This window comes from Mariniflexile sp. HNIBRBA6329, from assembly GCF_043558645.1.
In the GTDB taxonomy this organism is placed as follows: Bacteria; Bacteroidota; Bacteroidia; order Flavobacteriales; family Flavobacteriaceae; genus Mariniflexile.
Genome location: NZ_JBIFXS010000006.1, coordinates 99,378 through 112,583, shown reverse-complemented (window position 1 = coordinate 112,583; position 13,206 = coordinate 99,378). Strand labels below are relative to the sequence as shown.

Sequence of the window (13,206 nt, the reverse complement as noted above, 5' to 3'; positions counted from 1 at the left end):
TAAAAAAAAATAACAATTTTAAAACAAAATAAATTTTCAAATGCAACGATTCATTTTAAATTTTTTAATTCTATTCAGTTTCACACTAAGTAGTTTTGCCCAAAAACAACAGCCCAACGTCCTTGTATTTTATGTAGATGATTTACGAGCAGAATTAGGTTGTTATGGCAGTCCAACAGCTATAACCCCAAACATAAATAAACTTGCCAGCGAAGGTGTTCAGTTTAACAAAGCTTACACCCAACAGGCCATTTGTACGCCATCTAGAATGAGTACATTAACGGGTTTGCGTCCAGAAACACTTGGTATTTATAGCATATTTACACCGCTGCGTAAAGTGCATAAAGATGTGGTTACCATGCCTCAACTTTTTAAAGAAAACGGATACAAAACGATAAGTTTAGGAAAGGTTTATCATCATTCATTTGACGATAAAGAAAGTTGGACTACCCAATTTGAAAAAGATGGCAATAGTTATTTAAAACCAGAGAACATTGCATTATTAGAAAAACTTAAAAAAGAAGGCAATAAAAATCTTAATGGTCCTGCTTTTGAAGATGCCGATGTGGAAGACGAAGCATACAAAGATGGTCGTGTTGCAAATAATGCTATCGAAACCTTGCATAAAGTTAAAGATGAAAAATTTTTAATGTTTGTAGGTTTAAGCAAACCACACCTTCCTTTTAACGCCCCAAAAAAGTACTGGGATTTATATGATAAAAACAAGTTTGCAATCCCTTCAAGGGAAAAACCACAAGACGCCTATCGATTGGCATTAACCAATTGGGGAGAATTAAAGGGGTATTATGGCATACCTCAAGAAGGCGATTTAGATGATGATTTAACTCGCACTTTAATCCATGGTTATCACGCTTCGGTAAGTTATATAGATGCGCAAGTTGGAAAAGTAATGAAGACTTTGGAAGATTTAGATTTACGCAAAAATACCATGATTGTTTTTATGAGCGACCATGGTTATAAAATCGGTGAGTATGGGGCGTGGTGCAAACATTCTAATGTAGAGATTGATGTTCGCGTACCTTTAATAATAAGTAGGGAAACCAGTCATAAAGGAAGAAAGGCGGGTGTTACCTCTGATGCTTTGGTAGAAAACGTGGATATATTTTCAACATTGGTAGAAGTTTGCGGTTTGGAAGGTCCTGCTTCTGATGGAAAAAGTTTAGTGCCAGTAATTGATAATCCCAATATGGCCTGGGATGCTGTTGCTACAAGTGTATATCCTAGAGGTACAAACATAATGGGTTGTACCGCCACAGATGGCCAATGGCGTTATACCGAATGGCGAGATGCTAAAACCCATGAGGTGTTAGCGGCAGAATTATACGAACATAAAAACAGCCTGTTGTCATTTGAAAACGTTTCAGGAAATCCAGAATACAAAAAGGAAGAAGGGCATTTGAAAAAACTATTAGAATCGCAGTTTCCTAGAAATGCCAAGCCTTTTTTGCAAAATGACGAACCAAGAAAAAATTGAACTGATTAATTATGCTGAATAAAACATATCACTTTTATTTTAAAATAGTAAAAAGTATTGCCTTTTTGTTGATTTCTATATCCTGCTTTTCTCAACGAAGCATAACCAATTTCAACAATAATTGGCGCTTTATATTAGATGATAAAGCAGTATATTCCAATGAGATTTTTGATGATAATTCGTGGAATAAATTAAACGTACCACACGATTGGTCTTTTGAAAAAGGCGTTCGGAAAGGTGGCGACCAAGGTCAAGGAGGTGGATATCATGATGGTGGTATTGGCTGGTATCGAAAATCGTTTAACGTTAACAAAAATAGCCTTTCTAAAACTACCTATATCAATTTTGACGGTGTTTATATGAATAGCGAAGTTTGGATTAATGGCCAGTATTTAGGGAAGCGACCTTATGGTTATATTAGCTTTCGTTACGATATTTCAAAATTTTTAAAAGAAGGTACAAATACGATAGCAGTTCGGGTTGATAACAGTTTAGAGCCTTCTGCCCGTTGGTATCATCCATGTGGTATTTATGCGCCCGTTAGCTTGATTGAAGTGAACAAATCACATATTGCGCCCAATGGGGTGTTTATTACAACACCAGAAATTGAAACGTCTCAAGCTACTGTGGAAGTTAAAGTTGATTTTGTCAATATTTCTGAAAAGCAGGAATGTAAAGTTACAATTCTATCTCCTGAAGGAAAGGTTTTAAAAACAACCTCTCAAAAAATTAAGGATGCTAAAGGTACTCTAACTCTTCAAGTGGAAAACCCTAAATTATGGAGTCCAGAAACACCTTTATTGTACCAATTACGCACTCAAATTATAAAAAATAAGCAAGTATTAGACGAAGTAAAAACCACATTTGGTTTTAGAACCGTAGCATGGAAAGCCGAAACAGGCTTTTGGTTAAATGGCGAAAATGTAAAATTAAAGGGCGTTTGTGAACATTGGGAAGGCGGCCCTGTTGGAGGCGCATGGACAAAACCAATGTTACGTTGGAAATTGCAATTGTTAAAGGATATGGGCATCAATGCCATTCGTCCGTCGCACAATCCAACACCACCTATGTTTTATGATATCTGTGATGAAATTGGGTTGTTGGTGATGGATGAAATTTTTGATGGTTGGCACAAAAAAGCGCCCGAAGATTACGGAAAACAAGCTTTTGATGCATGGTGGCAACGCGATATGCAAGAATGGATTACCAGAGACCGCAACCATCCTAGTGTTTTTGTTTGGAGTTTAGGTAATGAAACGCACAGTGCTGTCGCACCAGAATTGGTGAAATTTGGTAAAAGTTTAGACCCAACGCGATTATTTTCTTCCGGAGCAGGTAATCCTGAGGATATGGAAATCACAGGCATTAATGGTGGTTCAGAAACCAAATTGTTTTTAGAATCGGCTCGTTTTGATAAGCCTTTTGTTTCAACCGAAGCACCACATACTTGGCAAACCAGAGGTTATTACAGAACACATACTTGGTGGCGCGATAACGAATTACCAGGTACTTATGAATTACCTAATTTAACCGAGGAAGAAATCTTCTTTTATGAAGGTTTAGACCCCAAAAAATGGAAGAATAGAAAACAACGCTATAATTCATCTTATGATAATGCTACGGTTCGAATTTCAGCAAGAAAAAATTGGGAAGTGATGCGCGATACGCCTTGGCATAGTGGGCATTTCCGTTGGACAGGTTTCGATTATTATGGCGAAGCCGGATTGGTTCATGGGGGACTTCCTTTTAACTTGTTTATGGGTGGTGCGCTTGATGTAGCGGGTTTTGAAAAAGATTTGTACTACTTCTATCAAAGTCAATGGACCAAAGAGCCCATGGTGCATATCTTACCGCATTGGACGCATCCTCGAATGAAAAAAGGAACCGTTATTCCAGTTTGGGTTTATTCAAATGCCGATGAAGTTGAATTATTTTTAAACGGAAAATCCTTAGGGAAAGACAAACCCGGTACCGTTTGGAACGAGATGCAATGCGAATGGATGGTGCCTTACGAAGAAGGTAACTTAGAGGCTGTAGCCTATAAAAACAGAAAGGAAGTAAAACGAACTTCCATGGTAACTAGCAAAGTGCCTTCACAATTAAAAAATAGTCTTACAAAGTTGGATACTGAAGATGGTTTTAGTGCCAGTTATATTTTAACTTCTGAAGCATTGGACGCCAACAACACGCCGTATCCTTATGGAGAGAACAGAGTCTATTATGCTATTACTGGTGATGTGGAGAAAGTTTCCATGGAAAACGGAAATCCTATCGATTCCATTAGTCGCACAAAATCTGATTTTAGAACCTTGTTTTTTGGGAAAGGACGCCTGTTTTTAAGAGAAAAGGACAATGCCAAAAAGGCATCGGTTATCACAGCTTCTATTTTGGGAGACAAAGCCTTATTTCTTTCTAATAAAATTACAATTGATGTAAAAGAAATAGCCGTGATTGGGAAAACTTCAAAATCGAATTTCGAAATTTTATACACTACTAATGGAGCTGACCCATTAAAAGAAGGTATGATTTATACGAAACCTTTTGAAGTAAAAGACAATACCACAATCAAATCCATAGTAAAACAGAATGGAGAACTGGTGTTTGCCATGGAAGAAACTTTTGGTTCTAACGAAGGCATTTTTTGGGGCGATGAACATTTAGTGGATATGTGGAAAGGCCGTGGTGTCAACATTTCCGCAGAAGAAGCAATTTTAACGGGTGGCGCACAAGCCAGTAACGATGCGCAACATTTTAAAGGAACGGGTTTTGTTAAATTCAACAATCAAGAAGGGAGCATCACTTTTTATCAAGAAAACGATGGTGAAGCGGGCGATTTTAGTATCCGATTTAGATATATGCATAATGACAAGGACAAGCAATATCCAATGAAATTATTTGTAAACGATACCTACGTTAAGACCTTTGAATTTAAAGCTACTGGCGGATGGATTCAAAATTGGGCATTTGTAAATACAATAGTGGTGTTTAAGTCGGGGGCCAATAGCATTAGGCTAGAAACAACTGGGGAAAGCGGCCCTTTTATTGATGAAATGTTTGTAGATTAAATATAAAAAAATGAAAAAAATAAATAAAGTAGTCGTGTTTTTCCTTTTTATAGGTACCGTTATAATTCACGCCCAAACTAAAGTCGTATCAGATAGGCCTAACGTATTATTCATAGCAGTTGATGACTTAAATACGTGGTTAGGGTGTTTAAATAATTACTCCAATACCAAAACACCGAACATTGATAAATTGTCAGCCGCGGGTGTGCTGTTTTCAAATGCGCATTGTCAAGCGCCATTGTGCGGACCATCACGTGCATCAATTATGACAGGATTACGGCCTTCAACCACGGGTATTTACGGTATGATTTCAGATGAAAAAATACGTTCAGAAAACCCTGCTACCAATGACATTACCTTTTTGCCCGAATACTTTAGAAATAACGGTTATCATACTATGGGAATCGGAAAACTATTTCACAATTTTGCACCTAAAGGTGTTTTTGATGAAGAAGGTGGTAGAGAAAAAGGTTTTGGCCCACTGCCAGAAAAGCGATTTGTGTGGGATGGATTTGGAACTTCAGACAGAGAAAATTATGGACGTACCAGTACCGATTGGGGCGCGTTTCCTGAGCGAGACGAGCAAATGCCAGACCACCAATCGGTAAATTGGACAATTGAGCGTTTGAATAAAGATTATGAAAAACCATTTTTTATGGGATTAGGGTTTCTTCGTCCACATGTACCGCTTTATGTGCCTCAAAAATGGTTCGACATGCACCCATTGGAAAGCATTCAAGTGGCTCCTTATTTGTCTGATGATTTAAAGGATATTCCGCAAATTGGTTTAGATATCAACGATTTACCTATGATGCCTTCAACCGAATGGGCTATCGAATCTGGAGAATGGAAAAAAATCATTCAAGCCTATTTAGCTTGTGTTAGTTATATAGATTATGAAATAGGACGCGTTATGGAAGCACTTGAAAATAGCAAATATGCCAAAAATACGGTGATTGTTTTATGGTCCGATCATGGATACCGTTTGGGTGAAAAAGGCACGTTTGCCAAACACGGCTTGTGGGATTCGGCAACCAAAGCACCACTACTATTTGCTGGTCCAAACTTACCCAAAGGAAAGGTAATTGATGCTCCGGTTGAAATGCTATCAATATATCCAACACTTTTAGAGTTATGCGGTTTGCCAGCGTACGATAAAAATGAAGGGACAAGTTTGGTTAAAATAATGCACGGCAATAAACCTGAAACTAAAACATACGCCTTAACAACTTATGGCATGAATAACCATTCGGTAAATCATGGCAGATTCAGGTTTACCCAGTATGAAGATGGAACACAAGAATTATACGATCATAAAATAGACCCGAACGAATTTACAAATCTTGCTAAGTTTCCTGAATACAAAAAGATAATTGAAAAATTGAAACATTTCCTTCCAAAAACCAATGAAAAATGGGATGCAAATTCTTCTTATACCTTTCAACCGTATTTTGTAAACCAAAAAAGCGAATAAATGGTTCCGATGGGAAAGACATTCATGTAATTGGCGCAGATAAATAATAGAAATAATGATTCATACCTTACTTAAAATTTTTAAAGCATTCGTATTAATGAATTTAATATTGATGTCTTCAACTTACGCACAATCGTTAAAACATCCAGTCATTTGGGTAACAGCGGAAGAGCGGGCAGGAATTCTTGAAAATATCGAAAAATATGATTGGGCTAAAAGCATTGTAGACCAGTTGCATGAGCGGGTAGATACCAAGTTGAAATTACATTTAAAAGATCCGAATATCATTTTAAATACAATTCCCAATTTTGCAAAACACGATCACGAGAATTCTGAGCAAAAAGCAGGGCCTTTGGCGGCAGGGCATAATAAGGTTTTAGCACTTGCCTCAGAAGCAGGAATGTTATATTATTTAACTCAGGAAGAAAAATATGCCCAGTTTGCGGCCGATATTTTAGAATATTATATAGATGTTATTGCACCAAAAACGCCACAAACAACAACCATATGTGGTTACGAATTTTTCGACCCGAGAACCACTTACGGTCCATTTGCCTTAACCTATGATTTTATTTACAACTATTTAAAGCAGCCTAACGCAACAGTCTTTAATAAACAAAAGGGAATTAGAGTACCTTTTGATAATGCAAAAGCTCAAAAAGCAATGGCAAACGTGGTTGGTAATGTGTTGCAGGAGTATAGAAAACCAGATCAGCATGGTAAAACAATTTCAAACCATCCTATACTTACAGCTTCTGGCGCTTTGTTTAGTCTTCTTTGTATTGAAAATGATGCAGAGCGTAATCGTTTATTTCATGTGTTTTGGGAAAAAGGAACGGCACACCAAAACTCATTTAAAAACACCATTCTTCCTATGTTTGGAGAACAAGGTGTTTGGCCAGAATCTACAAGTTATAGCTTCATGCCTATTATTACAATGACATTAAATATTGTAGATCGTGTGTATCCGGAAATGGATGTCACTAAAGACTATCAGCACATACTATATGGCAATTTTCTGTTTGATTATTTAAGGCATCCTAATAGAAAATTTGTTCGATTTGGCGATTCAAAACGAAATAACGATGGTACCGAAGATCTTTACAGATACACTTTAAGTATTGCAGAACGACGGGGTTATTCAGATTTAAAACAAAAAGCACAAATGGCATTAAAACAAGCCTATGATGCTAAAGGAGGGTATAAACCAAAACTTGATGATGGTATTTTTAATAATTTTCAGCCATTGGATTTATTTTGGGGGCAACCCATTCCAGATAAAATTGAAAAAGGCATAGATTTTAATAGACCAACCATTATAGTCAAACATGCCGGCATTGCATTACAACGTAACTTAACAGAAACGGCTAACGAACTTTATGGCCTTACAGGTATTATTGGTGGTGCGCATTATGTACATTCACACCTTACGGGAATTTCCATGGAGTTGTATGGTGCAGGCTATATTATGGCGCCAAATGCAGGTTTGCCCCCAACGGTAAAAGAGAGACAAATTCCACTTCACGAAAAGTATTTTAGATTGTATGCTGGCAATAATACGGTTATTGTTAACGGAACTTCGCATGGTTTGGACGAAGGATCTTGGAAAGGAAACTCGTTTGTTTGGCAAAACACCACTAAAAACATAGCAGCAGAACCTAAACATTTAGAAGAACCCATAAGTGAAAATTTCAGTTTTGCTACTCAACTATTAAAAGATGAGGTTAATAGCTGCGACCAACAACGCACACTAAGCATTATTAGAACTAGTGATAAATCAGCATATTATTTAGATGTTTTTCGTTCTAAATCATTAGAGGAAAATAAATTTCACGATTATATTTATCACAATATTGGTGATGAAACCATCATAAAAAATGAGAAAGGAAATGTTTTGAATCTGAAGCAAACAGATCGCTATAAAAATGATATTGGCGACCCTGTGCAATCTCCTGGCTGGCGTTATTTTGAAAACACGCAGGTTACAGAACCCATAAACGATGGAGTTAAGGTAACATTTAAAATAAATTTTGATAATAGGTACATGCATATGTTTGTGCCAAAAGGCGTTACAAGAGAATATACAAAAGGATTAACACCACCAACCAGAGAAGCAGAAAAGGGCTATGTAAATAAGAAAACTCAATTAATTGCAATAAGACAAACCGGTGAGGCTTGGGATAGACCATTTATAGCAGTGCTAGAACCTTCAATTACAAGTGATACAAGCATACAAAGTGTTACACCCTTAAAAGATGGTGATAAAATAGTGGGAGTAAAAGTAATATCTAAAGTAGATAAATCCTTAATTACTGATTATGTTATTTCTCAAAATAAACCTGATGCAATTTATACTAATGCTGAATTAAATTTAAGATTTGAAGGTCATTTTTGCATTGTGAGAGTGGAAGAAGTAAAAGCTAAAAGGATTGTAAGTCTGTATATTGGTGAAGGTAAAAAAATTCAATTTGAAAAATTTTATATTGAAGCAAATAATGAAAATAATGCCTTTCATATTTATAAGAATTAGTAAGCAAATTTTTTGCTTTGTTCCCTTTTTTCTTTTGTAAATTGCCATGAAGAACGAGATTAGGATAAACCACATTATTTCTAAAGATTTATTTTTTATTCCTACCCATATAAAACAGGACAGTCAGAGAATTTATCATCCTTAACTTTGAATTTATTTAAACTTGTTATAGACTATTTATGTGGAAATGAATTTTTAATAACGTTAATTACATGTAAAAATTCTTCACATCGTCTAAGCATATTATTTTTAGTGTGTAAGTATACTTATGTAATAGTTTAAATAATAGTTTCAATTTTTTAATGAATCTATCAGGCATCATACAAATAGCATTATGTCTTGTGATTTAAATTAGCTTTTAGATGAATTTACTTAAAGATATAATATTTACTAAAGATGACGTAGTTCCTATGTATCTACAAATAGTAAACAGTCTTACATTAAATATATCAAAGGGAAATATTAAAATAGACGAAAGGTTACCATCTATAAATTCATTTAGTAAAGAATATAATATTTCTAGAGATACAGTAGAAAAAGCTTATAATGTTTTAAAAAAGAAGAAGGTAATTATAGGTAAAAAGGGAAAGGGTGTTTATGTTAATTCAACCGAACTAATATCAAAAATTAATGTTCTGTTCCTAATAAATAAGTTAAGCCCTTATAAGTTAAAAATATATTATTCCTTTATTAAGTCAATAGGAGAAAAATATCATACTGATTTTGAAATTTACCATTGTGATGAAACACTTTTTTTGAGTTTACTTGAAAAAAACAACAATAGATACGATTATTATGTGATACTGCCACATTTTAAATCTTTAAATTCTAAGCAAACTCATCTCAGAAAAGAATCAATAAAAGCCTTAAAAAAAATTCCTGCTGAAAAGCTAATTATTATGGATAATAATGATTTACATATTGAAGGTGACATTATAGAAATATATCAAGATTTTGAAAATGATATATACAATGCATTAAAATCAGGTTTAAAAAAAATAGCAAAATATACTAGATTAAATTTAATAATAGCCAAGGGAGAATCTTACCCTTATCTAGATAAAATATGTTTTGGCTTTATGAAATTTTGCAATGCACATTTATTTGATTTTAGAATCCTTAATAAAATAGAAGAGGAGAATATCATTAATGAAGGAGATTTATTTGTTGTTATTGCTGATGATGATTTAGTTAAACTAATTGATTTAATTGATGTTAAAGGTTTTGAGATGTCAAAAAATGTTGGTGTGATATCTTATAATGAAACACCATTTAAGCGGTTGTTAAACATATCTGTCATTTCAACCGATTTCTCAAAGATGGGTAAAACGGCTGCGGAAATGATAATAAACAATAAAAAGGGAAAAGTTAAGAACCCTTTTAGTTTGGTATTTAGAAACTCGATTTAAATCGAAAATTTTAAAATGTGTATAATGTATCATATAAATAAGATAAGATTAATGGTTGTAATTTTACTAAGCTGTATGTCTTTTAATGTTTCTACGTCCCAAACAATCACTATTAAAAATAACACCCGAATTGATTATAATGATAAAGTAATAGAGCTAAAATTTAAAGAAATAAAAAACCATTTTAGCTGGTTAAGTGAAGGGAATTTTAAAATTATTAATAAAAACACTAAGAAAGAGCTACCGTACCAGTTAGAATACAAAGGAATAAAAAGACCTATAAATGTTTTGATTCAATTAACTTTAAAGCAAAAGGAAAAATTAGAATTAACCTTACTAGAAGAGAATCCTTCAGATTTTAAAGTTAAAACCTTCGCTCGATTTGTTCCTGAGCGTGCCGATGATTTTGCATGGGAGAACGATAAAATTGCCTTTCGTACTTATGGCAAAGCACTAGAGCTTACACCTAAGCAAAATGCATATGGAATTGATGTGTGGGTTAAGCGTACTGATAAAATGATAATTAATGAGCGCTACAAAAGAGGTAAATATCACGAAGATCATGGAGATGGTTTAGATTATTATCATGTAGGCTACACTCTAGGTGCAGGAAATTGTGCTCCATTTCTAAACGATAGCATATGGTATTCTAAAAACTATACAAAGTATGAAGTGTTGGATAATGGCCCATTACGCACTACATTTAAGCTGTATTTTGATGAATGGGATGTTGCTAAGTATAAAGTTAGGGCAACAAAAACGATAACTTTAGATGCGGGTTCACAATGTAATAAAATTGAAGTACATTATTATTCATCCTCAAAAGGAAGGATTCCCATTGCTGTAGGAATTATAAAAAGAGAAGAAGAAGGTCATGTACTGTTTGATAAACAAAAAGGTGTTTTGGGTTATTGGGAACCAACTTATGAAAAGTATGGCACAACAGGAGTTGGGGTAGTTATTCCTTTGAAAATGGATGAAATGAAAGCAAGGAAAGATCAGTACTTGGCAGTATTTAAAGTGCCTTTAAACAAGGTTTTTACTTATTATTCTGGTGCTGCATGGGATAGAGCGGGGGAGTTTACTAGTAACACACAATGGTTTAATTATTTGAAAGATTTTAGATCTATGTCAGAGATTAAATCATTAGAAGTAACATATTCAAATAATATTAAAACATTAAAAAATAACTAAAATATTACAAAATGAGTAAAGTAGTAGTGTTAACAGGTGCAGGAGGGGTATTATGTAGTACGCTTGCTAAAGCATTTGCAAAACAAGGACATAAAGTTGCTGTATTAGATTTAAAAATTGAGCTAGCTCAAAAAGTTGCAGATGATATTACAAGCACAGGAGGTAAAGCTATAGCCTTAGCTGCCAATGTATTGGAAAAACCATCTTTAGAGCAAGCAAAAACAGTAATAAATGAAAAATTAGGATCAATTGATATCCTTGTAAATGGAGCAGGTGGTAACCATCCATTGGGGACTACATCGAACTCATTTTTGTATGAGGAGGATTTAATGTCAAAAGTTGAAGGTTTTAAAACATATTTCGACTTAGATACTGAAGGCATTAAATTTGTATTCGATTTAAATTTTGTGGGAACATTTTTACCGACTCAAGTTTTCGCTAAAGATATGATAGGTAAAAAAGGATGTAACATTTTGAATATCTCATCAATGAATGCCTTTACCCCTTTAACAAAAATTCCAGCATACAGTGGGGCAAAAGCAGCAGTTTCTAATTTTACACAATGGTTAGCAGTTCATTTATCTAAAGTTAATGTAAGGGTAAATGCCCTAGCTCCTGGGTTTTTCTTAACCGAACAAAATAGAAATTTGTTAACTAATAGCGATGGAAGTTTAACGCAAAGAGGTCAGCAAATTATTGATCAAACTCCTATGGGACGTTTTGGTATGCCTGAAGATTTGATAAGTACAACAATGTTTTTATGTAGTGATGAGTCTTCGTTCGTAACAGGTGTTGTGATTCCTATAGATGGAGGGTTTTCAGCTTATAGTGGTGTTTAATAAAAGGATGCTTTAGAAATGGAACAAACATGGCGTTGGTACGGACCAAATGATCCTGTATCATTATCAGATATAAAGCAAGCAGGAGCAACAGGAATTGTTTCGGCTTTACATCATATTCCTAATGGAACTGTATGGGAAATCGATGAAATCAAAAAGCGAAAATGTATTATTGAAAAAAATGGTCTTACCTGGAGTGTAGTGGAGAGTATCCCGGTTCACGAAAATATTAAAACACGTTCAGGGAATTATCAAACGTATATTGAGAACTATAAAAAAAGTATTGCCAATTTAGCACAATGCGGTATAGGGATTGTATGTTACAACTTTATGCCGGTTCTGGATTGGACAAGAACCGATTTGGATTTTGTTGTTGAAGACGGTTCTAAAGCGTTGCGTTTTGATACAACAGCTTTTGCCGCTTTTGAAATGTATTTGTTAATGCGTCCAAATGCTGAGGAATCTTACTCAGATTCTCAAAAAAAGGAAGCTAAAGAATATTTAGAGAAACTTTCAGAAGACCAAAAAGTAAAACTTATTAAAAACATTATTGCTGGTTTGCCAGGAGCTGAAGAAGGGTACACTTTAGAACAATTTCAAAATGTATTGGATACTTATGCTGAAATAGATGCCGACAAATTAAGAGAGAATTTAGTTTCTTTCTTGAAAGAGATAATTCCTGTGGCTTCACAAAATAATGTATTGATGTGTATCCATCCTGATGATCCGCCATATCCTATTTTAGGATTGCCAAGAGTAGTCAGTACTGAAGAGGATTATGCGCATTTATTCTCTCAGGTTCCAGATAGATCAAACGGAATTACGTATTGTACGGGATCGTTAGGGGCAAGAGAGGATAATCACTTAGTTCAAATTTTCAAAAGATTTGCTGATAGAGTTCACTTTTTACATTTAAGAAGCACTAAGCGTGATGAAAAAGGGAATTTTTATGAAGCAAATCATCTTGAAGGTGATGTTGATATGTTTGGTGTAGTTAAAGCAGTTACCGAAGAGGAAAAAAGGAGAAAAGCTTTAGGTATGAGAGATACAGCAATCCCTATGCGACCTGATCACGGTCATCAAATGCTGGATGATTTGAATAAAAAAACAAATCCGGGCTATTCTGCCATTGGGCGTTTACGTGGATTAGCTGAGCTTAGAGGATTAGAATTGGGAATAATAAAAACTTTAAAATAAAAA

At 34.6% G+C, this 13,206-nt stretch carries 8 protein-coding genes; all 8 read left to right on the top strand.

Translation table 11 applies throughout. The features are described from left to right. The first annotated feature begins 40 nt into the window (after positions 1-40). On the top strand, positions 41-1,495 hold the full coding sequence (locus ACGK9U_RS09355) for a sulfatase (protein ID WP_394466111.1): 1,455 nt from the start codon (positions 41-43) through the stop codon (positions 1,493-1,495). Between the two features lie 11 nt (positions 1,496-1,506). Next, positions 1,507-4,560, top strand: a complete 3,054-nt coding sequence (locus tag ACGK9U_RS09350) for a sugar-binding domain-containing protein (RefSeq protein ID WP_394466110.1) — start codon at positions 1,507-1,509, stop codon at positions 4,558-4,560. Positions 4,561-4,570: 10 nt separating this feature from the next. Next, entirely contained in the window at positions 4,571-6,034 is a 1,464-nt protein-coding gene (locus ACGK9U_RS09345; protein ID WP_394466109.1) for a sulfatase, read from the top strand. A gap of 97 nt (positions 6,035-6,131) precedes the next feature. Further along, complete coding sequence (locus tag ACGK9U_RS09340; RefSeq protein WP_394466108.1) at positions 6,132-8,564, top strand: hypothetical protein; 2,433 nt, start codon at positions 6,132-6,134, stop codon at positions 8,562-8,564. Between the two features lie 362 nt (positions 8,565-8,926). Beyond that, positions 8,927-9,973, top strand: a complete 1,047-nt coding sequence (locus ACGK9U_RS09335) for a GntR family transcriptional regulator (RefSeq protein WP_394466107.1) — start codon at positions 8,927-8,929, stop codon at positions 9,971-9,973. A gap of 51 nt (positions 9,974-10,024) precedes the next feature. Further along, the gene (locus tag ACGK9U_RS09330; RefSeq protein WP_394466106.1) at positions 10,025-11,167 is read left to right on the top strand and encodes a DUF4861 family protein; all 1,143 of its coding nucleotides are present in this window, start codon (positions 10,025-10,027) and stop codon (positions 11,165-11,167) included. Positions 11,168-11,178: 11 nt separating this feature from the next. Further along, a complete protein-coding gene (locus ACGK9U_RS09325) occupies positions 11,179-12,006 on the top strand; it encodes an SDR family oxidoreductase (RefSeq protein ID WP_394466105.1) in 828 nt (275 codons plus the stop codon). 18 nt (positions 12,007-12,024) lie between these two features. Next, entirely contained in the window at positions 12,025-13,203 is a 1,179-nt protein-coding gene (uxuA, locus tag ACGK9U_RS09320; protein ID WP_394466104.1) for a mannonate dehydratase, read from the top strand. Positions 13,204-13,206: the final 3 nt, after the last annotated feature.